This window comes from Singulisphaera chitinilytica (assembly GCF_049331405.1).
Taxonomy (GTDB): domain Bacteria; phylum Planctomycetota; class Planctomycetia; order Isosphaerales; family Isosphaeraceae; genus PoT.
The window spans coordinates 7,398,675-7,425,236 of sequence record NZ_CP186274.1; the positions used below are offsets into that span (position 1 = coordinate 7,398,675).

A 26,562-nucleotide genomic window follows, 5' to 3' on the forward strand; every position below is an offset into this window, starting at 1 on the left:
GGAGTCGATACTCATGCCCCAGGGCTTAGGCCGCATCGCGGCATTCGTGCTCTTCGTGGGCCTCCTGGCTGCCATCCTGGTGCTCAACCGCAACAACACGACGACGGAGGGGACTGCCCCAGCGTCGACGTCGAGCCAGAAGGCGGAGGGACGGCCACGTTACGGATTCCAATACGAAGAGGTCTCCAAATCTGCCGGCATTGATTTCGTCCACGAGGCCCCGACTCTCGACGCCAAGCTCGACCACATCATGCCCCAGATCGCCTCGATGGGGGCGGGCGTGTCGACGGTCGACTTCGATCGCGACGGCTGGCAGGACCTCTACTTCACGAACAGCAAGGAAGGGGGCCTGAACCGGCTCTACCGGAACAAGCAGGACGGGACCTTCGAAGACGTCGCGGGCGTCCTCGGCGTGGCCGACGTCAATCGCGCCGAGACGGGCGTCTCGATGGGCTCGGTCTGGGGCGATTACGACAACGACGGATATGAGGACCTGTTCCTCTACAAGTGGGGCCGCCCCGAGCTCTTCCACAATGAAGCCGGCAAGGGTTTCACGCGTGCCACCGACGCGACTGGCCTCCCCAAATGGGTGAATGCCGGGTGTGCGACCTGGGTCGACTTCGACCGCGACGGCAAGCTCGACCTCTTCATCGGCGGTTACTGGGCCGACGACCTGGACCTCTGGCATCTCAACACCACAAAGATGATGCCGGAGAGCTTCGAGTACGCCCGCAACGGCGGCAAGAAATACCTCTTCCGCAATGCCGGGGATGGGAAGTTCGAGGACATCGCCAGGACCGTCGGGCTGGAGAGCAACCGTTGGGCGCTCTGCGTCTCGGCGGCCGACCTGCGGGGCACCGGCTTCCCTGACCTCATCGTTGCCAATGACTACGGGGTGTCGGAGTTCTTCGCCAACGACGGCGGCAAGCGAGTCCGCGAGGTTGGGAAGACAACGGGGATCGGCTACGCCCCCAAGAGCGGCATGAACGTCAGCTTCGGCGACGTCTTCAACCAGGGCCGGTTTTCGATCTATGTGACTAACATCTCGGAGGAAGGCGTCCTGATCCAGGGGAATAACCTCTGGGTGCCCAAGGAAGGAACGACCGGCGACGGCCTGCAGTACGACAACCTCGCACGGGAGATGGGCGTTGAGTTGGGAGGCTGGAGCTTCGGGGCGCAGTTCGGCGACTTGAACAACGACGGAACCCAGGACCTGATCCTGACCAACGGCTACATCTCGGCGTCCAAGGACGCAAGTTACTGGTATGATTACTCGGTGATCGCGGGCGGACACTCCTCGATCATCTCCGACGCCAAGAACTGGCCGGCGATGCAGGGGAAGAGCCTCTCAGGCTACCAGCAGAAGAAGATCTGGCTCAACGATGGGGCGGGCCACTTCGCCGACGTCGCCCAGGCCGTGGGATACAGCGATCTGCACGACGGCCGCGGCGTCGTGCTCGCGGACCTCTGGAACCGAGGGGTGCTCGACATGGTCGTCGCCAATCAGAAGGGGCCCGCGCTCGTCTACAAGAACTCGGCCTCGAGCGACAACGGCTGGATCGGCTTCGACCTCCGGGGCAAGACCTCGAATCGGAGCGCCATCGGGGCGGAAGTGCGGGTCTTCTGGAACGGGCAGCAGCAGTTGCAGCAGGTTTCCGGCGGGGTCGGGTACGCGGCGCAGAGTCCTCGTACTTTGCATTTCGGCCTCGGCAAGGAACCGAAGCTGGAAAAGGCCGTCATCAAGTGGCCCTCGGGCAAGGAACAGGTCATCCCGTCCCCGGCTCCGGGGCGCGTTCATTCGGTGGAGGAATCGTGAAACCAGCCATCGCCGTGATCGACACGCCCCCTTCGCAGGCGACAGCCCCCGTTGCCGAGCCGAAACCCTCGATGACGCATCGCCTGCGCAAGCTCTTGACGTTCGAAAACCGGTACATGCCGCCGTTTCTCATCACGTGCATCTTGCTCGTGGGGCAGATCGGCTACGGTTTCCTCGAGAGCTACTCGCGGACCTTGCTGGCCATCGGCTGCAGCATCGGCATGGAGTTGCTCCTCGCCCGACTGCTCGTCGGCCAGTGGCCCCACCTCGCGAGTGCCTACATCTCGGGGATCAGCGTCGGGATCCTGATCCGATCGCCGGCCTTCTGGCCCTACGCCCTCTGCAGCCTGCTCTCGATCACGTCGAAGTATGCGATCCGCTGGCACGGTCGGCACATCTGGAATCCGTCGAACCTCGGCGTCAGCGTGATGCTGCTCCTCGCGCCTGCGACCGTCGCGACGCTCAGCGTACAGTGGGGCAACACGATCTGGCCGATGCTGGTCGTCTGGACCCTGGGATCCGTGATTATCTGGCGGCTCCGCCGTTTCCACATCTGCGCGACGTACGTCGCGTCGTTCGTGGCCCTGTCATACGTCCGCAGCGTCTTCACGGGCTCCCCCTGGCTGGCACAGGTTGCGCCGATCACCGGGCCGATGTATCAACTCTTCGTCTTCTTCATGATCACGGACCCGAAGACGACAGTACGGACCAAGTGGGGACAATGCCTCGTCGCGTTCCTCGTCGCTCTGGTCGAGATGACGCTGAGGCTGAACCGCGTCGTCCACGCCCCCTATTTCGCCCTCTTCATCGTCGGGCCGATGGCGAACATCATCGAGATCTGGTGGAATCAGCGCCACAAGGCGCCCACCACGTCTCCATCGCTGGCGGCCTGATCGAGCCACCGTTTTCGCGACAACCTTCTCCTGGACTCAGAGGTCTCGGCCCATGCTGCAAGGCGTTGAGAGACTGGACGACCTGATCGGCCCGCGAGAGTCGGGCCTGACCGGAGCGACGCTCGCCGAAGTCGAGTCGGCCGTCCATCGTTGCGACCTGGAACGCCTCGGTTCGACCGAAGGACACTTCGCCGCCGTCACCCGCGAGGGTCAGACCGTCCGCCTGGCGAGGACCATCGGCCTCCCCTTGCGGTACTTCGTCGCCAAGCGATACCACGGCCCCTACCTCGTCGTCGCGGATCGGATCGACCGGCTCTACGACTACTGCTGCGAACTCAAGATCGGCTGGCAGTTCGACCCCCTCTACACCCGGATGATCCCGGCGCACTACCTCGTCGAGATCGACCAGATCGGCTGTCCGGACCCGATCCCCCGCTATCATCGTTTCTTCAACCCTGAGATCGCCAAGGGGCCTGTCGAAATCGAGGCGGCTGGCGAGGCCTACGTCCGGGCGGCCTACGAGTCCGCCAAGGATTGGTTGGCGGGCGTCCCCGACGGCCAGACCATCGCCGTCCTCTTCTCGGGCGGCGTCGATAGCGGCTCGATCTTCCTGATCGCCCGCAAGGCCCTGACCGACCTCGGCCGCGACCCGAACCTCGTCCGCGGCTACACGCTCGACCTCGGCGGCGGCCAGGACGCCGCGCAGGCCGAGACATGGATGCGAGAACTCGGGTTCGAAGGCCAGTGGGATAAGATCTCGCTGGAAGGGGTCACCCCCGACCTCGAGAAGGCTATCGCCACCATCGAGGACTATCACCCCCTCGACGTCGAGTGCGCCGCGACCTCGCTGGCTTTGCTCGAAGCGATCCGGAAACGCGACTCGAGCGTCCGCTACCTCTTGGATGGCGACGGCGGCGACGAGAACCTCAAGTCGTATCCGCTGGAGGACTCGGACCTGACGATCTCGAGCGTCCTTCGCAATCCCCTGCTCTACCAGGAAGGCTGGGGGATCGACGCCATTAAGCACAGCCAGACCTACTCGGGCGGGCTCTCGCGTTCGTACGTGCGCACGTATGCCCCCGCGCAGAAGCTCGGCTTCAACGCCTTCAGCCCGTACTCGACGCGAAGGGCGATCGCGAAGGCCGCGGCCATGCCGTTCGAGACATGGCTGAACGGCGACGCCGGGCGGCTCAACACCCTCAAGTCCGACGTCGTTCGTGCGGGCGTCGAGGCCGTCACGGGCATCGCGATGCCGGTCTTCCCCAAGCGACGATTCCAGGACGGGGCCGGCGAGAGCTACCGCCAGTGGAAGGTCAGCAAGTCCTGGTGCCGTCAGGTCTTCCTGCGTCAGTGGGAGGAGCGGCTCAAGGTCGCCTGGTCGCCGTTCGCCGAGCGAGTTTCTGGGAACGCGATGCCTGTCTGAACCGGCCTTTGATATGACCATGTATCCAGAAACCGCCGCCGCTCGAGATCGCTGGATCCTCGAACGGCGGCCTTCGCGTAACGTACTCGATCCCCGGCGACCCTACGCCTTCATGGTGGAGCAGGAGCCGGGCCTCGACGGCAAGCCCATCGACGTTGCGACCATCTTTCTCACGAATCGCGAATGTCCCTGGCGCTGCATGATGTGCGACCTTTGGCGGAACACGTTGGAGCAGACCGTCCCCGCCGGGGCCATCGCCGAGCAGATCCGCCACGCCCTCGTCAGCTTGACCGTCCTCAACCCCGCCAACTCCGAGATCAAGCTCTACAACGCCGGCAGCTTCTTCGATCACCGGGCCATCCCGCCCTCCGAATACTCGGAAATCGCCCGGCTCGCGGCTCCTTTCCGTCGCACAATCGTCGAATGCCATCCCAGCCTGGTCGGTAACCGTTGCCTTACGTTTCAGGAGACGCTCGGAAAGCCCCTGGAAGTCGCAATGGGCCTGGAGACGACCCATCCCGAAGTCCTCGCCAAACTGAACAAGCGGATGACGCTCGATCAGTTCCGCGAGGCCGCGGCCTTCCTGAAAACGCATTCGATCGGCTTGCGCGTCTTCATCCTGGTCCAACCCCCCTGGCTGTCGGAGGACGAGGGACTCGAGTGGGCCAAACACTCGCTCGATTTCGCGTTCGAGTGCGGGGCGTCGACCTGCGCCTTGATACCGACCCGGGCCGGCAACGGTGCGATGGACGCCTTGCAGGCCAGCGGCGAGTTTGTTCCCCCTGCCCTCGCCTCGGTCGAGTCGGCGCTCGAGTATGGGCTTTCCCTGAAAGCCGGGCGCGTCTTCGCCGACCTCTGGGACATCGAGATCTTCTCGCGATGCCCCGCCTGCGACGACGCCCGAATCCGGAGGCTCCGGGACATGAACGCGTCGCAGGCGATCACCGATCCGGTCGAGTGCCCGAGGTGCTCCTCATAAACGAGGCGTCCCTCGGGCGTCTTCCTCATTCCATCAACGACCGGCCTTGGCCTCGGCGTCGACCTCGCGGATGGCCTTGAAGGCTGCGACTGGGTCGCTCTCCGGGCTCATCTCCAGGCCGATCGGGTCGGTGTAGCCGAGGTCGTGGATCAACTTCAGGACGTGCGAGTATCGGATCTCGCCCGTGCCTGGCTCGTGGCGGCCGGGGTGGTCGGCGAGTTGAAAGTAGCCGATCAGGTCCTTGTACTTGCGGATGTTGCCCGAGAGGTTGCCCTCGCTGATCTGCTGGTGATAGATGTCGAAGAGGATCTTGACGTTGGGCGACCCGACCGAGCGGATCACGTTCGCGGCCTCGGGCGAGGTCACGACGAGCTGCTTGGGGTGGTCGACCAGGACGTTGAGGGGCTCGAGGATGATCGTGATCCCCTCGGGCTCGACGACCTTGGCCCCGGCCTTCAGTGCCGTGATGACAGCCTTGGTCTGCTCGTCGCGGGAATATCCGTGCGTCTCCTCGCCGGCGACGACGCAGATCTTCTTCACGCCCAGCTTCTTGGCCACGTCGACGGCCGCCTTCACGTCGGAGACGAACTCGTCGAGACGCTTCGGGTCGGTGATCCCCTGGTCGAACCGCTTGGGGGACGCGGTGAACTGGACGGGGGTCAGGCCGAGCTCCTTGTTGAGCTTGGCGATCGCGTCGAGGTCCTTCCCACGCCAGGGCCAGAACTCATAATGCGAGAAGCCGGACTCGGCGACCTTGCGGAGCCGCTCCAGGAACGGCAGGTTCGTCCAGGTCATCTCGACGTTTACGGCGTAAGTCAGCCAGGTGCCGTCCCCCTTGGAGGCGGCCGTCGCCGCGAGACTGGCCGGGCCGGTTCGGAGGGAGGAGAGGCAGGTCGCTGCGGCTGTCGCGCAGAAAGCTCGACGGCTGATCATGAGAGTCTCCTTGTGAAGTTAGGCCGGCGCAAGCTGACGCGCGCGGAGCTTGTGGTTAATATCAGGTTTGACCCGCCCTGACCACGACCCACGGCCAAGAACTTCCCATGCGAATCACCTGGTACGGCCACGCCGCCTTCTTGATCGAAACCCAAGGTCGCCGGATCATCCTCGACCCCTTCCGTTCGCCCGACTCCGGGGGCTATGAGCCGATCGACGAGCCGGCCGACCTGGTGGTCGTCAGCCACGAGAACGACCGCTATCACAGCCACCTCGGGCAGATCGTCTCCCCCTTCGAGCTGGTCAAGGCCCTGGAGATCACGGGTAAGCCCGTCGAGCACTTCGGTATCAAGATCGAGGCCATCTCCGTCTTCGAGACGCCGGAACGAAAGCCCGAGGATGAAGTCACGATCATCCACTTCCGATCCGAGGGCCTGCATGTCGTCTTCCTCGGGGATCTGGGGCATCAACTCGAGCGGGAGGAACTGGCGCCGATCGCGGGTGCCGACGTCGTGCTGATCCCGGCGGGCGGTAAGCCCACCATCGACCTTTCGGAGATCCCAATGCTCGTTCATGCGATCGGTCCCAGACTGATCTTCCCGATGCATTACAAGACCCCGAAGATCAACCTGAACATCCAACCGATCGAGAGCTTCCTCGCCGTTCTGTCGGATCTGCCCGTCGATCGTCCGGGTAAGACCTGCATCGACGTCGAGGCTGATACTCTCCCGGAAACCCCACGAATCGTCGTCCTGGAGCATGCACGCTGAGGGGAGTGCGTCCCCTATTTCGCTCGTCCTCGATAATCCGTGGAAGTCGATCCTACAACTTGGATCGAGTGACAACACTTCGGCATGATTCTTTCGATTATTGCTGGAGTACCGATTGACACATGGCCGAAGTTAAAAGTAGAGCGAGCTTCCAGGGAAAAACACGAAGGCCTCGGCGAACCTGGCGGTCGCCGAGGCCTTCGTGTTTGAATTCGTAGAGGGCCTGAGCCTGCTCAAGCAGGGCTACTTGGTCTGCTCGGCTTCCGGCTTCACGACAAGGGAATGCACCTTGCTTTTCTCGTTCAGGGCCCGGAAACGGCCGTTCACGACGGTGACCTTTCCGTCGTGCTTGATCCGGACCTTCCACTTGGTCGGCTTGGGGATCCCGCCGAAGCCGCCCCAGTAGTTGACGAACCACTTGTACTCCCCCGGGGGCCCGTGCCCCTTTACCTTCTCGTCGCTCCCCTCCTCGGTCCGAAGCCAGTAGATGTTCTCGGGGCCGAAGCCTTTCGTGTTGTCGACGTCGAGCTCACCGCCGAGGCCCTCTTTGCCCTTGGGATCCTCCCAGTAGATCTCCTTGCCCCCCGGCTCGATGACGTGGAGGTCGAGGTCGGCGTCGGTGTCCCAGAGGAGGGTGAACTGGGGGTCCCCCACCTTCACCTCGATCCCGTGGATCGTCTCGCCCCCCTGCCCGAACTTTGCGAGGCCGAAGCCGTCGCCATCACCGGCACCAGGGTTTGGGTTGTCGAGCCCGCCGTCGGCCGAAGGCTTGTTGGCCCCCGAGGTCTTCAGACTCGGCTTCACGTCGAGGGGGGGCACATCGAGCGGCTTGAGCATCGAGGGGACGGGCTCGGGCGTGGACATCGGCTCGAGCGGGAGGGCCAGCTCGGTGTTCAGGCCGCCGGTGATCGTGAGCCCTTCCGGGACGCCATTCTCGGAGCCGGCGAGACGCGCGTTGAAGGGGCGCTGGGCGTTGAGCTTGGGGCCGAAGTACCAGAAGGCCAGGACGAGTAGGATCAAGGCGTGGAGGGCGAGGGACGACCCCCAGCTCCTGAGGTTCTCCCTGGTGAAGAAGGATTCGGGGGCTTCCGGCTCGGCGTCCTCTTCGGGGACGTCAATCGCCAGTGCGGGCTGGGCCGGCCTGGCGATGGGGGGGGCAGGTCGAGCGATCTTCACTTCGAAGGTCATCGCCCTCCTCCATGAAAAAAAACGCGAAGACGTGCACTTGAGGCGATATGATCAAGGTTCGCACTATAGGACGAGGCGCCTCGTTGCATCCAGGATAGCAGGCGATCGTCGCATTCGATAGGGCGAACCGATTGCGGATCGGCCTTCCAGCGGATACAAATGATGACTTCGACGGCCCCCTGGTATCCCGCCTGAAATCAACCACGCGAGCGGCCCCTGCGATGGATTCCGACGATTTGCGACAGCTCCTGGAAGCGGTGCAGGCCGGGCGTACGACCCCGGCCGACGCGGTCCAGAAGATCCGCACTCAACCCTTCGAGGAGACCGGCGGTTTCGCCCACGTCGACCTGCACCGAGGGGTGAGGTGCGGGTTCCCCGAGGTCATCTTCGGCCAGGGGAAGACCGCCCACCAGATCGAAGAAATCCTACGCGTGATGCTCAAGCACGGCCAGGGGGGCCTGGTCACCCGGGTCGAGCCGAGCATCGCCGAACACCTGATCAAGGTCTATCCCGACGGGGAACACAACGCTTCCGGCCGGACCTTCCGCCTGAAAGGGCCGGAAGACCCGGGGCCGAAGCTGGGCAAGGTGGTCATCGTGACCGCAGGCACCAGCGACCTTCCGGTCGCCGAGGAAGCCAGGGTGACCGCCGAGACCTGGAACTGCAACGTCACGATGCTCGCCGACGTGGGCGTCGCCGGGCTCCATCGGATCTTGCACCGCCTCGATGCCCTGGGCGGGGCCGATGTGGTGGTTGTCGTCGCCGGTATGGAAGGTGCCTTGCCGAGCGTGGTCGGGGGGTTGGTCGATTGCCCCGTCATCGCCGTGCCGACGAGCGTCGGCTATGGGGCCGCCTTCGGCGGCCTCGCGGCCTTGCTGGGTATGCTGAATAGTTGCTCCTCCAACGTCGTGGCCGTCAACATCGACGCCGGATTCAAGGGGGGGCATGTCGCGGGGCTGATCGCCCGTCGGGCGGGTCAGGCTCGCCGCGCTGCCGAAGTTACTGCTGCCGGGGGAGAGTCGCGAGATGGCGTTTGAACGGGTCGATTCGATCCCGATTTTGCCCAAGAGGCCCAGCGATGGGCACAAGGGTCTGTTCGGTACGGTTTTGGTGCTCGCCGGTGGGCGAGGGATGGCGGGAGCCGCCGCATTGGCAGGGGCCTCGGCCCTTCGCTCCGGCGCCGGGTTGGTGCGGGTGGCCACGGCCGCCGAGGTGCAGCCGACGGTTGCAACTTTTGAACCCTGCTACATGACCTATCCCATCGCGAACGATGAGGACGGGTACATCAAGCTCGAGGCGGGCAAGAAGGCCCTGGCCAAGTGGGAAGAGCATGCTTCGGTGCTGGCCGTCGGCCCCGGCCTGGGGCAGTCGGAGGATCTCAAGGCCCTGGTACGCTGGATCCTTGAGTCGATCAAGCTGCCGACCATCCTCGACGCCGACGCCCTCAACGCGATCGGCTCCGAGACGGGACTGCTCTCGGGCAAGGGAAAGCGCTTGGTCATCACCCCGCACCCCGGCGAGTTCGCCCGCCTGTCGGGGTTGAGCATCGCCGATATCCAGGCCGACCGCGAGACGCACGCGGCCGAGTTCGCCGCCAAGCATGAGTTGGTCGTCGTCCTCAAGGGGGCCAAGACCGTCGTGACCGACGGCTCGAGGCTCTACGTGAACAAGACAGGAAACCCCGGGATGGCGACCGGCGGTTCCGGCGACGTCCTCACCGGCGTCATCGCAGCCCTGATCGCCCAGAAGCTCCCGCCGCTCGAGGCTGCCGTGCTCGGCGTCTACGTGCATGGGCTCGCGGGCGACATCTCGCGTGACCAGAACGGCGAGGTCGGCATGATCGCGGGCGACATCGTCGACTCGCTTCCCGACGCTTTTTATCACCTCTCGTCCTGACCCTCCAAGATTCCGGCTGACCTGGCGAATACCCTTTCGTGATTGCAAGCAGGGTTGGGTGGTGCGATCCTGGCGATTATCGCGCCGCCTGCCCTGTCCGCAAGCGGGTTTCTGGGGTATACTTCAAGGCTAGTCGGAAGGAGTCAGGGAAGAACGGACCATGGCCGCTCCCCTGGCGACTTGCCCGGGTTTCTTGAAGGAGGGCGCGGGTGTCGTCACGCGAGAATCCATCGTCGCCGCCGTGGACCTACCGAATGGAAGTGTCGCCGCAAGGGCAGGGTCCGGCCCAGGCCGCTCCAAATTATAACGACCCGGTCGCATTGCTCCATTTCCTGGTCAATCTCCAGAATCAGACGCTCGACATTCAGCGCCAGATCCTGGACAACCAGCGTCAGCAACTCGAACTCGCCCGCGAAGCCGCGCAGGTGAGCCGGGAGCAGCGTGCCCGTCAGATCGCCGAGCTCGAACGCTGGCAGACCGGCCACGAGCCTGTCCTTGAGCATTGCCGGGAGTCCCTCTCCAACCTCGAGAAGGTCCATGCCGCCCTGATGGGCGAGCTCGCGAATTACGTCTCCGATAATCACGAGAACTTGATCGACGGCGACTTCGCCCTCACCGATTTCGTCGATCGGTTCGGACCTCGCCTCGCCCACCTCAACACGATGCTCGCGGTGCTCCGACCACTCGCCGCCGCGATGAAGAAGCCCGAGTCGTGACGCCCTGAAAGCGTCGCGACCCGAGTTTAACGAATCACCCATACGCTGAGGCCGGTCCCTTTCGAGGGATCCGGCCTCATGTCGTATAATCGGCGTTGAGATGGATGTACTCGGCCGTGAGGTCGCACGTCCAGAACCGGACGGAGCCATCTCCTCGCTTCAAGGTGAGCCGGATGAACGTCTCTCGGTTCTCACGCAGGTGGGCCGAGACCTTCGCTGCATCGAACGCAAGGGGCACGCCGTCCTTGTAGAGCGGCGTGTCGTTCAGCCAGAGCGAGACCTCGTTCTCGTCGAACTCGACTCCCGAGTAGCCTGCGGCCGAGACGATGCGTCCCCAGTTCGGGTCGGCGCCGTGGATGGCCGTCTTCACGAGCGGGCTGTCGGCGACTGCCCGTGCGATGATCCGCGCCTCCTCCCGGTCCTTCGCCCCTTCCACGTCGATCGTGATCAGGTGCGTCGCCCCTTCGCCATCGTCGGGGATCATCCGGGCGAGCGTCTGGCAGGCGCGGATGACGGCCTCCTCGAATCGCTTCAGGTCCTCGCCCTGGATCGGCTTGCCCCCGGATGGGGCCTTGGCGAGCAGGAGCACGGTGTCGTTCGTGCTCATGTGCCCTTCGACGGAGATGCAGTTGAACGAGTCCTCGACAGCCTTCGAGAGGATCGGCTGGAGGTCCTTGGCGGCGACGCAGGCGTCGGTGATGAGGAAGCCGAGCATCGTCGCCATCTTCGGGCCGATCATCGCCGCCCCCTTGGCGACCCCGAAGAGGGACGCCGACGTTCCGCCGAGCGTCAACGACTCGGAGAAGACCTTGGGCTTGGTGTCGGTCGTCATGATCGCGTGCGAGATCAGGTCGAAGCCCGACTGCGCATCCGTCCGGGCCTCGAGGGCTCGGGTGACCCCGTCGCGCACCTTGTCCATCGGGAGTTGATGCCCGATGACACCGGTCGAGGCGATCAAGACCTGCTCGGCCTGGCAGTTGAGCAGGCCGGCGGCGTGCTTGGCCGTCTCGAGGACGTTCGACTCTCCCTGGGCCCCCGTCGCGGCGTTGGCGTTGCCCGCGTTCACGACGATGGCACGGACGGATTCCGAGGGAACGCGTGCTTTATCCCAGCGCACGGGCGCGGCACAGACCCTGTTCAGGGTGAAAGTCCCGGCGGCGGAGCAATCGTGGTCGGCCACGATGACCGAGAGGTCGAGTCCGCCCGAAGGCTTGATTCCGGCCTTGACGGCCGCGGCACGATATCCAGGAGGGATCGACCAACTGTCTGACTGTCCCATCGAGGCGAGTTCCTTTCGACGCTCCCAAAATGTGCGGATTTGGTACTTGCGCTCAAGTTTGAACGCGGCGCGGCTGTTGTTGCGGATTACTGCGCGGTGTAGCCGCCATCGATGAACAGGCTCGCCCCGGTCATGAAGCTCGACGCATCGGAGGCGAGGAAGACGGCGGCGGCCCCGAGCTCGCTCGGCTCGCCCCAGCGGCCGAGCGGGATCTTCGACTGGAAGGTCGCCCTGACGTTGGGGTCGTTCAGCAGCGGAAGATTCAGCTCCGTCGCGAACGGTCCCGGGCAAAGGGCGTTCACGTTGATCCCGTCGGATGCCCACTCGAGAGCCAGGGTCTTGGTCAGGAGCGTGAGGCCCCCCTTGCTCGACGCATAGGGGGTCCGGCCCGGGATCGAGATCTCCCCGAGCATGCTCGAGACGTTGATCACCCTCCCCCACTTCTGCCGCTTCATCGTCTCGGCCACCGCCTTGCAGCAGAGCCAGGGGCCCTTCAAGTTCGTGTCGATGACCTGGTCCCAGTCGGACTCGGAGAGCTGCTCGATCGGCCCGCGCAGGTTGATCCCGGCGTTGTTGACGAGGATGTCGAGCCGGCCGTACTGGTCGCCGACCTGGCCGACCATGGCGGCGACCTCGACCTCGCGCGTGACGTCGGCCGCGATCCCGAGTGTGGGCCTACCCGAGGCCTCGCCCACTTCCCTGGCAACCTGACTCGCCTGCTCGAGATTCCTGCCGCTGATCGCGACCGATGCGCCCGCCGAGGCGAGGGCCTCGGCGATCACACGCCCCAGTCCTCGGGTCCCACCCGTGACCAATGCGACCTTTCCATCGAGCCGGAACTGATCCAGGACGCCCATCAGCGTTTGCCTCGCCTTCGCGACGTTTCACGGGACTTGGACCGTGCAAGTCATGTTCGCCCGCGAAACGTCATGAATCCTCGCAATTCGACGTTCCAGGGGAGGTCTCGGCCTCGCCAAACCACCTGTGCCGGGCCCACCCTCACGACCCCCCACAGCCTAACGCACACACCTCCGACGCCAAAGGGAGCAGTCCGGTTCGGATCGAAAATGACCCTGCCGATCAGCGAAATCTTGGAGGTTCTCGCGGACACACCAGATCCGGTCACATTGACGGTCTGAATGATAATACTGGGGTATTGCGTGCTTGACGTAACATCTGGGCAAACCTTGCGTTTTGGGACTATCGGCGTGTTGGGAAATCTAGCTAAAGAGCCTGAAGGAACGTGGTAGAAGCATCCGAAGGATATGTGTGAGTTAACGGGTCCGTGGGAGACCGAGAGGAGCTTGGCGGCACGGATGCCGTGATTGGGTCGAGGTGTTGTCGAGGAGCGTCTCAAGATGCGGAATCTTCTGTCGGTCTCATTTGTGGCCCTAATCCTAGGGGCATGGATGACCGAACACCCGGCGGAGGCGTCCAGCTATGCTGGTGGTGCCTCACTGAGAAACTGCCCCGTGCCCCAGGATTGTGGTGGGCACATCGAATATCAGCTCCAGCGTCAGACGGTGCTCCAGACCGTCCAGGAAACGGTCTACGAGACGCAGCAGGTCCCTTGCGTTCGCGAAGTCTGCGAAACTGTCATGCAGCCGCGAACCGTGACCACCGTGAACACCGTCTCCGAGCAGCATGTCCGCGAAGTTCCGTACACCGTCCAGAAGCCGGTTTATCGGACCGTCCCGCGGGAGGTCTCTTACACCGTGCAGCGTCCGGTCTCCCGGACGATCTGGAAGGACGTGGCCTACACGGTCTGCCGTCCCGTCCGCGAGACGCACATGGAGACGCGGGCGTACACGGTGTGTCGCCCCGTCAAAGAGACCTCGTTCAAGACGTGCGTCTACAACGTCACGACGCCCGTCCGCGAAGTCTCCTATAAAGAGTGCTTCTACACGGTCTGCCGTCCCGTCCAAGAGACCATCATGAAGACCGTGAATTACACGGTCTGCCAGCCGGTCCAGGAAACGGCCTACCGCAACTGCACCTACACGGTCTGCCGGCCGGTCGCCAAGACCTGCTACCGATCGGTGCCCTACACGGTGCAGTACCCGGTCCAATGCACGGTGATGCAGTGCGAGCCGTACACGGTCCAGGTCCCCGTGAAGCAGTGCTCGTACCGACAGGAGCCGTACACGGTCCAGCGTGCGGTCCGCGAGACGGTGATGAAGGAATGCCGCTATACGGTCCAGACCCCGGTTCAGCGTACCGTGATGGAGAACTGCACTTACACGGTGCAGCGTCCGGTCCGCGAGACGGTGATGAAGGAATGCCGCTACACTGTCTGCAAGCCGGTCCAGACGACCTCTTACCAGGACGTGACCGAGACTTGCTACAAGGAAGTGGCCGAGACCGCCGTCCGAGAAGTCTGCGAGACCGTCTGCGTGCCTCGGACCGAGGTCAAGCAGGTGACTCGCGAGTGCGGCGAGTGGGGCACCGAGCAGGTCGTCATCCCCGGCAAGATGGTCTGCAAGGACGGTTGCTGGGTCCAGTGCCCGCCGACCACCGTCTGCAAGCGAGTCTGGATCCCCCGGACGGTCGTCGAGAACGTCTGCTGCACCGTCTATGAGCAGCAGGTCGTCCGCAAGCAGGTCCCGTACACGGTCTGCCGCAAGGTCCCCTATACGGTGACCAAGCAGGTGCCCGTGACCACCTGCCAGATGGTGGCGGAAGAGTGCGTCAAGATGATCCCGGTGACCACCTGCCGGATGGTCTGCGAGACCGTCGTCAAGCAGGTCCCCCGCACGATCTGCGAGACCGTGACGACCGAGCAGGTCAAGCAGGTCCCCGTGACCACCTGCCGCCTCGTGGCCGAGACCTGCTACCGCACCGTCCCCTACGAGACGACGACCCTGGTCAACCGCACCTGCATGCGGCGTGTGCCGGTCACCGTCACCAAGATGTGCAGCCGGACCGAATGCCGTCAGGAGCCGTACACGGTGACCCAGATGGTCCCCGAAACCCACGTCAAGCAGGTCCCCTACACGGTGACCCGCATGGTGAAGGTTGCGGCGACCAAGCAGGTCCCCTGCACGATCACCCGGACGGTCCGCGAGACCGCGGTGAAGCGGGTCCCGGTCACCACCTGCCGCTACGTGACCACCCAGCACACCAAGCAGGTGCCGGTCACGACCTGCCGGATGGTCTCGGAAACGAGGACCTGCCAGGTCCCCGTCACGACCTGCCGGATGGTCTCCGAGCAGTGCGTCAAGCAGGTCCCGCAGACCATCTGCGAGACCGTCGCCGAGCAGTGCACGAAGATCGTCGCCGAGACCGTCTGCGATATGCAGACCATTCAGTGCGTCCGCAAGGAGCCGTACACCGTCTGCCGCCAGGTCCCGGTGACCACCACGGTGCATTGCCCCGTGACGGTCAAGCGTCAGATCTGCGAGACGAAGACGATCTGCGTCCCCCGCCAGGTCTGCCGTCAGGTCCCGGTCGAGGTCTGCGTCAAGGTCCCCGTCATGGTTGCTGACGTCCTCCCGTCGGCACAGAGCGTGGTCGCCTCGGCCCAGAGCGAAGTGCCCGTGACCACCCTGCCGGCCTGCGATCCTTGCGACAAGAAGCACCCTCTCTTCGGCAAGCTGCTCCGTCGTTAATCCCGACGCTAGGAAAGCACCGAAACGTCGAAGACAGGACGCCCCCGGATTCATCCGCGGGGCGTCCTGGCTTTCCTGGTTCTCGAAGCGTGCCTTCCGGGTCGACTCACTTCAACTCGCCGAGCACCACGAGCCGCTCCAACCCCGCTCGCAGGCCGGCGACCGCCCTGGCGCGATGGCTCAACTGGTGCTTGACCAGCGGGCTCAACTCGCCGAAGGTCGTGTGATACTCGCGGATCAGGAAGAGCGGGTCGTAGCCGAATCCGTGCGAGCCCTGGATTCCCGAGGTGATCCGGCCCCGGCAGGCCCCCTGGGATTCGAGCCTGATGTTCCCTTCCGGATCCGAGAGGGCCAGGTGGCAGATGAACGCGGCCCCGCGTTTCTCCTCGGGGACCGACGCGAGCTCGGCGAGTAACTTCTGGTTGTTCGCGTCGTCGTCGCCGTGGGTCCCCGCGTAGCGAGCCGAGAAAATCCCGGGGGCGCCCCCTAATGCGTCCACGCTCAGGCCCGAGTCGTCGGCGAGGGTCCACATCTTCAGCCTGACGGCGGTTTCGCTCGCCTTCTTGCGGGCGTTGCCCCCGAAGGAGTCGGCGTCCTCGACCACGTCGGGGACCTCGGGATAGTCGGCGAGGGTCTGGAGCCCGAGCTTCGAAAGCCTGGGGTTGGGATCCCACTCAGGGTTCAGCAATTCCAGGAGCTCGATCCCCTTCTTGCGGTTCCGGGTGCCGACGATGAGCGTGATCGTGGATGCGGGGTCGTTCATGGCGTTCTTCGCTGTGGATTCCGGGTACGGGCGCAAAAAAAAGAAGGGACGAGCCGAAGTCGGCCCGTCCCTTCTGCCACGGAGTTGATCCGGGATCAAGCGTCCTGGTTCACGGCTTGATCTTATCTAGGTTCGTCAGGGAGTTAGCCGGGACGATCATCATGCCGACTCGCTTGGGAGTCGACATCTCGACGGCTTTGGTCAGCAGGCGCTGGCGGAGCTGGACGGCCGAGGGATCGTTCGGCGAGTTGAACGAGCCGACCATGACCTTGCTCGAGTCGCGGTCGTGGTAGACGTACGCCTGGCAGCCCGCCTGCTTGACCTCGGGATCCCTCGAGAGGTTCTTGGCGACCCGCTCGGCGTCGTCGGCCGCCGTCATCAGGGGGCTCTTCTTGAGGTCGAGATTGGCGAAGGTCTTCGTCTTGTCCGTCTCGAACGTCGCCCGACCTCGGAATTCGGCCACCTGGAGCGAGAAGTTGCCCGGACAATGGTAGATGCTCGTCGGCCCCTCGTTCATCCGCATCACGAGCGGGTCGTGCTTGCCCGGGAAGAGGTTCTGGGCGGGGACGTACGGATTCGTGACTCGCAAGGCGTTGCTCAGGCCTTCGCGCCAGAAGTAGATCTTGGGCATGCCGTCGAGGCATCGCGGCTTGATCTTCTTGACCTTGTGCCAGAGGGCTTCCTGGGCCTTCAGGGTCTTCTCATTCCCGACGAGGACCGCAGCCTCGTCGATCGAACGCGTCTTCTCCGGTTCGGTCAGACGCGGTCGATCCTGTACCGCTTTCGCGGTTGGCGGAACGTTCCGGATGAGGCTGTTCCTGGGGAAATCTTTCGTGCGGAGGATGTAGGCAGGTAGCCCGTAATCCCGCTGCAGCTCGAGGACGAGCGCCAGGGCAAAGCGTTCGGCATCCTCCCCGCGGAAAGTCTTGGCGATGACCATGAACGGCCCGTGCTCCTTGGTCAGCAGGAATGGCTCGATGGCATCCTGCGGCAAGGCGATCGTGGCGGGCTTGATCTGGTCCGGCGCGATGAGGTCAGGTGTCGTCGAGGTCGCCGGGAGGACTCTCGAGTCGAGTTTAGCGGGAGCCGACGCCCTCGGCGGCTTCACGCCAGGGAACGGCGACGTCTGGGCCATCACACTGGACTGCCATTCCGACGCGATAACGGCCAGGGCCAAAGCTGCGAGCGGCGCTTTCATGAGCGATCCCCCCATCCTGTCGGGTTCGCGGTGATACCTTAACCCAAGGCGTCCAGGCCGACGGCCTCGGGCAGACTTCCCCATTTTTGGCTTAAATCCTTTTAAGCCGGTCGCATAGCTCCAGGCTCGGGGCGTGTCTCGGCGACATGTGGGCGGGACTTTAACAGAAGCCCGGATCCTTGCAAAGAGAAGTTTCCGGTGCCGGGATCAGGCCGGGAAAGGCCAGTCCTGCCCGAGGGTTTCTCGCTGGATCCGGTTGAGGTTGTCGATCCCGAGGTCGGCCAGATCCAGCAGGCTCGTCAGCTCGGCTCGTGAGAATGTCTCGCGTTCGCCGGTCCCCTGGACCTCGACCAGGCCCCCCTTCCCGAGCCTGACGACGTTCAGGTCGACGTAGGCGGTCGAGTCCTCGCGGTAGTCGAGGTCGAGGACCGGCTCGCCGTCGATGATCCCCGCGCTCACGGCGGCGACGCTGTCGCGGATCATCCCCCGGCTCTCCTCGCCGAATCGGCTGCGGAGGGCATCGACCACGGCGACGAACGCGCCGGTGATCGCCGCGGTCCTGGTTCCGCCGTCGGCCTCGAGGACCTCCGCGTCGACGTGGATCGTCCAGGGGCCTAGGGCCCTGGTGTCGATCACCGCTCGGAGGCTCCGGCCGATCAGGCGCTGGATCTCGGTGGATCGGCCATCGGTCCCGCGTGACTTGCGCGTCGGCGTGCTGCCGGGGATCATGGCGTACTCGGCGGTCAGCCAGCCGAGCCACTTCCCTTCGAGGAATGGGGGAACCTTGTCGGAGAGGTGGGCGGTGACGATCAGGGTTGTGCCGCCCGTCCTGTACAGGACGCTGCCCGGGCTATTTCGGACGAACCCGCGTTCGATCTGGACGGGGCGGAGTTCTTGCGGCGTACGGCCGTCATGTCGAGGCATCGTAGATCGTAGGTCCCTTCAAGGCTCACGGCCCGCCCGTTGTGCGGGCAGGCCGTGATGGATGTCGATCGAGAGTTAGCTTGGGACGATCGTTCAGCGGGCCGCCAGCCTCGCATGATTCGAAGGATTCGCGGCCGGCTCGCTGAGGAGCCAGATCAGCAAGGCCTTCTGGAAGTGGAGGCGATTGGCCGCCTGCGGGATGACGTAGCTCTGGGGCCCGTCCATCACCTCGGACGTCACTTCCTCGCCCCGACGCGCGGGGAGGCAGTGGAGGAACATGGCGTCGGGCTTGGCCAGTGAGAGCAACGGCTCATTGACCTGGAACGGGGCGAAGGCGGCCTGGCGTAATTCGCTCTCATGTTCCTGGCCCATGCTCGCCCAGACGTCGGTGTAGACCGCGTCGGCGCCGATCAGGGCCTCCTTCGGGTCGTGCTCAACGACCAGCGGTACGCCGGGGAAGGCCTGGGAGAACTGGCGGCGGAAGTCGTCGGGGAACTCGTAGCCCGGAGGGGCCGCGAGGGTGAAGCTCGCCCCGAGGAGGGCCGAGGCCACCGCGAGCGACCTCGCCACATTGTTCCCGTCGCCGACGAAGACGATGCGGATGCCGTCGAGTCTCCCTTTGACCTCCTGGATCGTGAGGAGGTCGGCCATCGCCTGGCAAGGGTGGGCGGCGTCGGAGAGGGCGTTGACGATGGGGATCGTCGCGTACTCGGCGAGCTCCGCCACCGTCGCATGGGCATACGTGCGTACGGCGAGGACGTCGACATACTGGCTGATGACGCGGGCGAAGTCGTCGACGCTCTCGCGAACGCCCATGCCCACGTCCTTGCCGTTCATGAAGATGGCGTTGCCGCCGAGCTGGGCGATGGCCGCCTCGAAGCTCACGCGGGTCCGCAGCGAGGGCTTTTCGAAGATCATGCCCAGGGTACGGCCGGCGAGCAGGGAGGGACGTTCCCCCTCCGCGTCGCGCCGCTTGAGGTCGATGGCCTGCGCGATCAGGTCGCCGGCGGTCTCGGGATCCAGCTCGAAGAGGTCGATAAAGTGGCGGATCATGGCATGGTGTCCTCGGCAGGCCAGGCTCAGGCCGAGTAACTCTTGAGCACGTCGGCAAGGATCGCGCAACCTTCGTCGATCAGGTCGTCGCTGAGATTCAGGGCCGGCAGGAGTCGGATGACGTTGCCGTGGGTGGCGTTGATGAGCAGTCGTCGCTCGAGGCAGGCGGCGACGATCGGGGACGCGTCGATGGTCAACTCGAGCCCGATCATGACCCCCTTGATGCGGATCTCGCCGACGAGGTCGGGGCGTTCGGCCCGGATGGCCTCGAAGTGGCCGCGGAAACGTTCCCCGACGGCCTTGCCTCGCTCGAGGAGGTTATCCTGCTCGATGGTCTCGATCGTGGCGAGCCCGGCGCGGCAGGCGATCGGATTGCCGCCGAAGGTGCTGGCGTGCATCCCCGGCTTGAAGACCGAGGCGATCTCGGGCTTCGCCATCATCACGCCCGCCGCGACGCCCCCCGCGAGGGCCTTGGCACACGTGAGGATGTCCGGCGTGATGCCATAGTTCTGGAAGGCGAACCACTCGCCGGTGCGTCCGAGCCCCGTCTGGACCTCGTCGAGGATCAGGAGGACGCCTCGCTCGTCGCAGAGGGCACGCAGGCCGGGGAGGTAGTCGGGAGACGGGAGGTTGACGCCCCCTTCCCCCTGGATCGGCTCGACCAGCACGGCCGCGGTCTGGTCGTCGAGGACCTTGGCGACGGCATCGAGGTCGTTGTAGGGCACGTACGTGAAGCCGGGGACCATCGGCTCGAAACCGGCGTGATACTTGGGCTGGGCGGTCGCCGTGAGGGCGGCGTAGGTCCGGCCGTGGAACCCGTTCTCCATCGTCACGATCTTGTAGCGGCCGGCGGCGTGGCCGTGGACGCGGGCGAGCTTGATGGCCGCCTCGTTCGCCTCGGCTCCGCTGTTGCAGAAGAAGCATTGGCTCCCGAACGACCGGGTCGAGAGGGCCTCGGCGAAGGCACCTTGCGACTCCATGTACCAGGTGTTCGGGACGTGGATGAGCTGGCCGACCTGCTCGCGGACCGCCTCGACGATCCTCGGCGGGCAGTGCCCGAGCATGTTGCAGCCCCAGCCGGGGAAGAAGTCGAGATACTTGTTACCTTCCGCATCCCAGATCCATGACCCTTCTCCCCTCACCAGGCAGACCGGGTATCGGCGGTAGTTGCCGATGACGTACTGGTCGAACTGGGCGATCGTGTCGGCGGACGTCTGATTGGCCAGGTGCGCCAAGGCTGGAGCTCCCATTAAAGCCGATCGTGCGGCAACGGGTGAAACGGGCTCGGGGACAAGGTGACGATTCGCTGACTTCGTCCGGTCTTGAACGCTCAGTGCCGTACTGAGATGGCGTGTCGGACTTCGGGCTGCTTGGGGGCATTCTTCAGGGCGATCTCGGTCCCAATCCCGGTATCGGTGTACATCTCGAGCAGGAGCGAGTGCCTGAGCCTGCCGTCGATGATGTGGGTCTTCTCAACCCCCTGGACCAGGCTGTCGAGGCAGGCCTCGACCTTGGGGATCATCCCCTTGTCGATGATCCCCTCTGCGATCAGGGATCGGCAATCGTCGGGATTCAGACTTCGGAAGAGGCTCTTGGGTTCGTTGCGATCCCGGAGAATTCCCGGGGTGTCGGTCAGGAAGACGAGCTTCTCCGCCTTGAGCGCCACGGCGACGGCCGCGGCGGCCGTGTCGGCGTTGACGTTGAGGAGCTTCTCATCCTCCCCCTCGGCCAGCGAAGGGAGAACGGGCACGACCCCCGCGAGGCAGAGATTCTCGATCGGGGCGGCGTCCACCTCGGTGACCTCGCCGACCCGGCCGAGGTCGATGTCCCCCCCCTTGCCGTCGGGCAGGGTCAGACGCCTGCCGAAGAGGCACTGGGTCGTCTTGTGGTGCAAGCCGGCCGCGCGGCCGCCATACTTGGTGATATGACGGACGATGTCGACGTTGATCTCTTCCGCCAGGACCCGGGCGACGATGTCGAGCGTGGCCTCGTCGGTGTAGCGCCTGCCCTGCACGAACCTGGCCTCGAGGCCGGCCTGCTCCATCGCGTGCGTGATCGCCTTGCCGCCGCCATGGACGACGACGGGCCGCATGCCCACCGTCTGCATGAACACGATGTCGACCAGGAGGGCCCGCAACGACTCCGGATTCTCCATGACCGAGCCGCCCAGCTTGATGACCGTGAACCGGCCATGGAACTTCCGGATATAGCCGAGCGCTTCGATCAGGACATCCGCCTTGCGGATCGCTTCTTCGTGCACGTCGCGTCCCCTCCTCACCGCGGCCCCATATGACCAATGGCCAAACCACTATCATCGCGGTTCGAACCCGCGTTGTAAAGTGGTCAACGAAGGTTGACGGAGCTCGTACACCCGCCGGAATTTCTTCGTCGCAACCCCTGCTGGCATACCTTCACGTGATCCACTAGGATGTGTGAGGCATCTAAAAGGGTTGAGATTTCGTCCATGCTCTTCCGCAGACGCAACTTACGAGTCGAGCCCGATCGACCTCGGATCCTCTTCGAGCACGAAATCGACGTCACGCCCACCGGCCCGGCGCCGTCGAGGCCGACGACGGTCTATTCCAGCGATCAGCGCCTCCTGGCGAACCCCTTCCTGGCGGTTCTTGTCCTGCTCCTTTGGGGGACCTGCTTCCGCTTCGCGTTCCTGATGAGGGATCCGAGACAACTGGTCGTGCTGCTCGCGCTGCTGCCCGCCGTTCCACTCTTGCTACAATACCACTGTCTCGACTGCGGCAAGACCGGCACGTTCATGAGGTGGAAGCGGCATGCCTGTGCCCCGGTTATCGCACGCAGTATGTTACCGGCCCGGCGAGGTTTGTTCCGCCTGCCGACGCCGACCGTACAGATGATCGCCTGGGGCTATGTGCTGGCGGTCGTCGTGCTGCTCTGCTTCATCGCAGGGATGCGGTGGTGACCTGCCCTAAGGCCTTTTGCGAATCGACGTTGAAACCGGTCCACGCCAGTCGAAGATTTCATCGGAAAGTTTCGACCATGCCGGTCGTACGAGATTGGCCAGGCTTGACAGTCGCGATGGGGCCTCAAGATAATTCGATCGCTCGCAAGTGCCCCGTCGGACGTCCGGACCTGGCCTGCAGGTTCCGACACGAGAACGGGTTTTCACGGATTGGACCAGGGATGGTGAGCGGACGAGTTCAGCCGCCGAATTCTGAGGCCCTTGATTTCCTCGCCGAGCCGATGCAACGGCTTGTGCCCGGGGCTACCGAGCTATTCCTTAAAAAGTGCGCCCCCGTCCCACTTCCTTTCCTCCTTTGATCATCAAGACGGTTCCATCATGCCCAACGCCACTGCATTCGACACGCGAACCCAGATCGAAGCCATTCTCTCCGAACGGATCATGGTCTTGGATGGCGCGATGGGGACGATGATCTATGCCCACAAGCCGTCGGAGGAGGATTACAGGGGCGAGCGGTTCAGGGACCACACAAAGGATCTCCGGAACTGTACCGAGATCCTGGTTCTGACCCAGCCGAAGATGATCGAGGAAATCCACCGGCAGTACCTCGAGGCGGGCGCAGACATCATCGAGACGGACAGCTTCAATAGTAACTCGGTGTCGATGGAAGAGTTCGACCTCGAGGATTACGTCGAGGAGCTGAACTACGAGGCGGCCGCCATCGCCCGTCGCGCCGCCGATGCCATGACCGAGAAGACCCCCGACCGTCCCCGGTTCGTCGCGGGCTCGATCGGGCCGACGAAGAAGCTCCTGAACCTGCCGTCGGACCCGAACAACCCCGACCAGAGCTATCGCCAGGTGAGCTTCGACGAGCTCGTCGAAACCTACAGCGGCCAGATCCACGGCCTCGTCCAGGGGGGCGTGGATATCCTCCTGGCCGAGACCGCGTTCGACACGCTGAACCTCAAGGCCTGCCTCTTCGCCATCGACAAGTACTTCGAAGAGAATGGCGTGAGGCTGCCTGTCATGGCCTCGACCACCATCTTCAAAGGGGGGGCCACCCTCACCGCGCAAACCCTCGAAGCCTTCTGGGCCTCGGTCTCCCAGTACAACCTGATGTCGGTCGGGATCAACTGCGCGCTCGGTATCGACCAGATGCGGCCCTACGTCGAGTCGCTCTCGAATATCTCCAACCGTCGCATCAGTTGCTACTCGAACGCCGGGTTGCCCAATGCCCTTGGCGAGTTCGACGACAGCCCCGGCTCGCTCGGCAGCCCCGACTACATGGCGCGTCGGATCCGGGAGTTCGCCGAGGCCGGCTGGCTGAACATCGTCGGCGGCTGCTGCGGCACCAAGCCGCCGCACATCAAGGCGATCTCCGACGCCATCGAGGGGATCACTCCCCGGGTCCCGCCGAAGCGGACTCACTCGTCGCTCCTCAGCGGCACCGACCTGCTCGAGATCAAGCCCAGCAGCAACTTCATCATGGTCGGCGAGCGGACCAACATCACCGGCTCGAAGCGGTTCGCCCGACTGATCAAGGATGGAGACTATGAGCAGGCCCTGATCGTCGCCCGCGACCAGGTCGAGGCGGGCGCGAATATCATCGACGTGAACATGGACGAGGGGATGATCGACGGCGAGCAGGCGATGACGAAGTTCCTCCGCCTGATCGCCGCCGAGCCGAGCATCACCAAGGTCCCGATCATGATCGACAGCTCGAAGTTCGAGGTGATCGAGGCAGGGCTCAAGTGCGTCCAGGGGAAGTCGATCGTCAATTCGATCAGCCTGAAGGAAGGCGAGGAAGAGTTCCTCAGGCGGGCCCGGCTCATCAAGCGATACGGGGCCGCGGTCGTCGTCATGGCATTCGACGAGACCGGGCAGGCCGTCACCGCCGACCGCAAGGTGGAGATCAGCGAGCGGGCCTACAACCTCCTCGTCGACGAGGTCGGCTTCGCACCCGCCGACATCATCTTCGACACGAACATCCTCACGGTCGGCACGGGGATCGAGGAGCACAACAACTACGCGGTCGAATTCATCGAGGCCGTCCGCGAGCTCAAGCGACGCTTCCCCGACGCGAAGACGAGCGGCGGCGTGAGCAACGTCTCGTTCTCTTACCGCGGCAACGATGTCGTCCGCGAGGCGATGAACGCGGCATTCCTCTACCACGCGATCCGCGCCGGGCTCGATATGGGCATCGTCAACGCCGGCCAGCTCGAGGTCTATGAGGAGATCCCCAAGGATCTGCTCGAGCGGGTCGAGGACGTGCTCCTGAACCGCCGGCCCGACGCCGCGGATCGCCTGACCGAGTTTGCCGAGACGGTCAAGAAGAAGGGGAAGAAGGAGTCCACCAAGGAACTCGCCTGGCGCGAGGCCTCGGTCGAGGAACGGCTCAAGCACGGCCTGGTGAACGGCATCGCCGACTTCGTCGAAGTCGATGTCGAGGAGGCTCGGCATAAGTACGAACGACCGCTTTCGATCATCGAAGGCCCCTTGATGGATGGCATGAACGTCGTCGGCGACCTCTTCGGCGCCGGCAAGATGTTCCTGCCCCAGGTGGTCAAGAGCGCCCGGGTGATGAAGAAGGCGGTGAACTACCTCCTCCCCTTCATGGAGGCCGAGAAGGCCAAAGGGGGAGTCACCACCCGTCGCGCCCGCGGCAAGGTCCTGATGGCGACCGTGAAGGGGGACGTCCACGACATCGGCAAGAATATCGTCGGCGTCGTCCTCGGTTGCAACGACTACGAGGTGATCGATATGGGAGTCATGATCCCCTGCGATCAGATCCTCAAGAAGGCCCGCGAAGAGAGCGTCGACATGATCGGGCTCTCGGGGCTCATCACCCCCTCGCTCGACGAGATGGTCCACGTCGCCAAGGAGATGGAGCGGGAAGGCTTTGATATGCCGCTCCTGATCGGTGGCGCGACGACCAGCCCGAAGCACACGGCGGTCAAGATCGCCCCGAGCTACCACGGCACGGTCATCCACGTGAAGGACGCGTCGCGTTGTGTGGGCGTCGTCGACCGCCTCAATCGGCCCGAGCAGCGGCCCATCATCGATAAGGAGAACCGTGAGGCCCAGGAGCGGGACCGCGAGAATTTCAACAAGCGTCGTCAGCGCAAGCTCGTGCCTTACTCCGATGCCGTCAGCCGTCGCTACTCGATCGATTGGGCAAACACCCCGATCGCCGTGCCGAGCTTCCTCGGTCCCAGGGTGCTCAAGGACTTCCCGCTGGGCGAGCTGGTCCCCTACATCGACTGGTCCCCGTTCTTCATGGCCTGGGAGCTGAAGGGTAAATACCCGGCGATCTTCGAAGACCCGAACCTCGGGGCCGTGGCCAAGAAGACGTTCGACGAGGCCAACGTGTTGCTCCGCCGGATCGTCGAGAACAAGCTGTTGACCGCCAACGGAGTCTACGGCTTCTTCCCGGCTAATTCCGACGGCGACGACGTCGTGATCTTCGAGGACGAGTCGCGGACCAAGGAGCGCGTCCGCCTGCCGATGCTCCGCCAGCAGTGGGAACGCGAAGGGCAGACCTCCTTCCGCTGCCTGGCCGACTACATCGCCCCGATCTCGTCGGGCCGAGCCGACTACATCGGGGCCTTCGCCGTGACCACCGGGATCGGCATGGAGCCCCTCGTGGAAGAGGCCGAGCGCGACTCCGACACGTACAAGTCGATCAACGTCAAGGCGATCGGCGACCGGCTCGCCGAGGCCTTCTCCGAGTACCTCCACGAGCGTGCCCGCCGCGACTGGGGCTACGGCAGCGAGGAGAACTTCTCGAAGGGGGAACTCATCGAGGAGAAGTACCGAGGCATTCGCCCGGCCTCGGGTTACCCGACCTCTCCCGACCACACGGAGAAGAAGGACCTCTGGCAACTGCTCGACATCGAGGCCAACACGGGGATCCGCCTGACCGAGTCGTATGCCATGTATCCCGGCGCCGCGGTGAGTGGGCTCTACTTCGGTCACCCCGAGGCCCGCTACTTTGCCGTCGACATGGTCACCCGCGACCAGGTCGAAAGCTACGCGAGCCGCAAGCGAGTCCCGGTCGCCGAGGCCGAGCGCTGGCTCGCCGCCAACCTCGCCTACGACCCGGATTGACGTAGAGAGCGACGTTTCTCCGTTAAACGACGCTCACACGACGACGGGATGTCCGGGCCAGCGAGCCCGGATATCCCGTCG

Annotated in this window: 21 protein-coding genes; 11 read left to right on the forward strand and 10 right to left on the reverse strand. The window is 64.3% G+C overall.

What is annotated here, in order from left to right:
• Positions 1 to 13 precede the first annotated feature (13 nt).
• The 4 genes from ACOYYX_RS28875 to ACOYYX_RS28890 are packed head-to-tail and all read left to right on the forward strand — an operon-like array spanning position 14 to position 5,111.
• The gene (locus ACOYYX_RS28875; RefSeq protein WP_422926172.1) at positions 14 to 1,816 is read left to right on the forward strand and encodes a CRTAC1 family protein; all 1,803 of its coding nucleotides are present in this window, start codon (positions 14 to 16) and stop codon (positions 1,814 to 1,816) included.
• On the forward strand, positions 1,813 to 2,709 hold the full coding sequence (locus tag ACOYYX_RS28880) for a hypothetical protein (RefSeq protein ID WP_422926173.1): 897 nt from the start codon (positions 1,813 to 1,815) through the stop codon (positions 2,707 to 2,709). The genes ACOYYX_RS28875 and ACOYYX_RS28880 overlap by 4 nt, the downstream gene beginning before the upstream one ends.
• A 52-nt stretch (positions 2,710 to 2,761) precedes the next feature.
• Positions 2,762 to 4,132, forward strand: coding sequence for an asparagine synthase-related protein (locus ACOYYX_RS28885; RefSeq protein ID WP_422926174.1), 1,371 nt, complete (start codon positions 2,762 to 2,764; stop codon positions 4,130 to 4,132).
• Positions 4,133 to 4,151: 19 nt separating this feature from the next.
• Positions 4,152 to 5,111 (forward strand): radical SAM protein, encoded by a 960-nt coding sequence (locus ACOYYX_RS28890; RefSeq protein ID WP_422926175.1) that lies wholly within the window; start codon positions 4,152 to 4,154, stop codon positions 5,109 to 5,111.
• Positions 5,112 to 5,144: 33 nt separating this feature from the next.
• Here the strand turns inward: ACOYYX_RS28890 and ACOYYX_RS28895 are convergent, their stop codons facing one another.
• Complete coding sequence (locus ACOYYX_RS28895) at positions 5,145 to 6,044, reverse strand: hydroxypyruvate isomerase family protein (protein WP_422926176.1); 900 nt, start codon at positions 6,042 to 6,044, stop codon at positions 5,145 to 5,147.
• A gap of 107 nt (positions 6,045 to 6,151) precedes the next feature.
• Between ACOYYX_RS28895 and ACOYYX_RS28900 the strand changes: the two genes are divergently transcribed.
• Complete coding sequence (locus ACOYYX_RS28900) at positions 6,152 to 6,814, forward strand: MBL fold metallo-hydrolase (RefSeq protein WP_422926177.1); 663 nt, start codon at positions 6,152 to 6,154, stop codon at positions 6,812 to 6,814.
• A 243-nt stretch (positions 6,815 to 7,057) separates the two neighbouring features.
• On the opposite strand, the gene ACOYYX_RS28905 is transcribed toward ACOYYX_RS28900, so the two are convergent.
• Positions 7,058 to 8,002 (reverse strand): YfaP family protein, encoded by a 945-nt coding sequence (locus tag ACOYYX_RS28905; protein WP_422926178.1) that lies wholly within the window; start codon positions 8,000 to 8,002, stop codon positions 7,058 to 7,060.
• 221 nt (positions 8,003 to 8,223) lie between these two features.
• Here ACOYYX_RS28905 and larB point away from each other — a divergent pair, with 221 nt between their 5' ends.
• From larB to ACOYYX_RS28920, 3 genes are all read left to right on the forward strand, one after another.
• A complete protein-coding gene (larB, locus tag ACOYYX_RS28910) occupies positions 8,224 to 9,039 on the forward strand; it encodes a nickel pincer cofactor biosynthesis protein LarB (RefSeq protein ID WP_422926179.1) in 816 nt (271 codons plus the stop codon).
• Entirely contained in the window at positions 9,029 to 9,898 is an 870-nt protein-coding gene (locus tag ACOYYX_RS28915) for an NAD(P)H-hydrate dehydratase (protein WP_422926180.1), read from the forward strand. Before larB ends, ACOYYX_RS28915 begins: the two co-directional genes overlap by 11 nt.
• A gap of 254 nt (positions 9,899 to 10,152) precedes the next feature.
• The gene (locus ACOYYX_RS28920; RefSeq protein ID WP_422926181.1) at positions 10,153 to 10,614 is read left to right on the forward strand and encodes a hypothetical protein; all 462 of its coding nucleotides are present in this window, start codon (positions 10,153 to 10,155) and stop codon (positions 10,612 to 10,614) included.
• A gap of 76 nt (positions 10,615 to 10,690) precedes the next feature.
• Here ACOYYX_RS28920 and argJ read toward each other — a convergent pair whose 3' ends face one another.
• Positions 10,691 to 11,893 (reverse strand): bifunctional glutamate N-acetyltransferase/amino-acid acetyltransferase ArgJ, encoded by a 1,203-nt coding sequence (gene argJ, locus ACOYYX_RS28925; protein ID WP_422926182.1) that lies wholly within the window; start codon positions 11,891 to 11,893, stop codon positions 10,691 to 10,693.
• Positions 11,894 to 11,979: 86 nt separating this feature from the next.
• Entirely contained in the window at positions 11,980 to 12,750 is a 771-nt protein-coding gene (locus tag ACOYYX_RS28930; protein WP_422926183.1) for an SDR family NAD(P)-dependent oxidoreductase, read from the reverse strand.
• Between the two features lie 552 nt (positions 12,751 to 13,302).
• Here ACOYYX_RS28930 and ACOYYX_RS28935 point away from each other — a divergent pair.
• Positions 13,303 to 15,501 (forward strand): hypothetical protein, encoded by a 2,199-nt coding sequence (locus ACOYYX_RS28935; protein WP_422926184.1) that lies wholly within the window; start codon positions 13,303 to 13,305, stop codon positions 15,499 to 15,501.
• 106 nt (positions 15,502 to 15,607) lie between these two features.
• Here ACOYYX_RS28935 and ACOYYX_RS28940 read toward each other — a convergent pair whose 3' ends face one another.
• The 6 genes from ACOYYX_RS28940 to argB all read right to left on the reverse strand — a co-directional run bounded on the left by ACOYYX_RS28940 (position 15,608) and on the right by argB (position 21,699).
• Entirely contained in the window at positions 15,608 to 16,264 is a 657-nt protein-coding gene (locus tag ACOYYX_RS28940; protein WP_422926185.1) for a non-canonical purine NTP pyrophosphatase, read from the reverse strand.
• A 109-nt stretch (positions 16,265 to 16,373) separates the two neighbouring features.
• Positions 16,374 to 17,462, reverse strand: coding sequence for a hypothetical protein (locus ACOYYX_RS28945; RefSeq protein WP_422926186.1), 1,089 nt, complete (start codon positions 17,460 to 17,462; stop codon positions 16,374 to 16,376).
• A 207-nt stretch (positions 17,463 to 17,669) separates the two neighbouring features.
• Positions 17,670 to 18,386, reverse strand: coding sequence for a ribonuclease PH (rph, locus tag ACOYYX_RS28950; RefSeq protein ID WP_422926187.1), 717 nt, complete (start codon positions 18,384 to 18,386; stop codon positions 17,670 to 17,672).
• A 93-nt stretch (positions 18,387 to 18,479) separates the two neighbouring features.
• The gene (gene argF, locus ACOYYX_RS28955; RefSeq protein ID WP_422926188.1) at positions 18,480 to 19,439 is read right to left on the reverse strand and encodes an ornithine carbamoyltransferase; all 960 of its coding nucleotides are present in this window, start codon (positions 19,437 to 19,439) and stop codon (positions 18,480 to 18,482) included.
• 26 nt (positions 19,440 to 19,465) lie between these two features.
• Positions 19,466 to 20,674: an aspartate aminotransferase family protein gene (locus ACOYYX_RS28960; RefSeq protein ID WP_422926189.1), complete on the reverse strand. Its 1,209-nt coding sequence runs from the start codon at positions 20,672 to 20,674 to the stop codon at positions 19,466 to 19,468.
• 95 nt (positions 20,675 to 20,769) lie between these two features.
• Complete coding sequence (argB, locus tag ACOYYX_RS28965) at positions 20,770 to 21,699, reverse strand: acetylglutamate kinase (RefSeq protein ID WP_422926190.1); 930 nt, start codon at positions 21,697 to 21,699, stop codon at positions 20,770 to 20,772.
• Between the two features lie 204 nt (positions 21,700 to 21,903).
• On the opposite strand from argB, the gene ACOYYX_RS28970 reads away from it, so the two are divergent.
• Entirely contained in the window at positions 21,904 to 22,374 is a 471-nt protein-coding gene (locus ACOYYX_RS28970) for a hypothetical protein (protein WP_422926191.1), read from the forward strand.
• Between the two features lie 378 nt (positions 22,375 to 22,752).
• Complete coding sequence (gene metH, locus ACOYYX_RS28975; RefSeq protein ID WP_422926192.1) at positions 22,753 to 26,481, forward strand: methionine synthase; 3,729 nt, start codon at positions 22,753 to 22,755, stop codon at positions 26,479 to 26,481.
• Positions 26,482 to 26,562 lie beyond the last annotated feature (81 nt).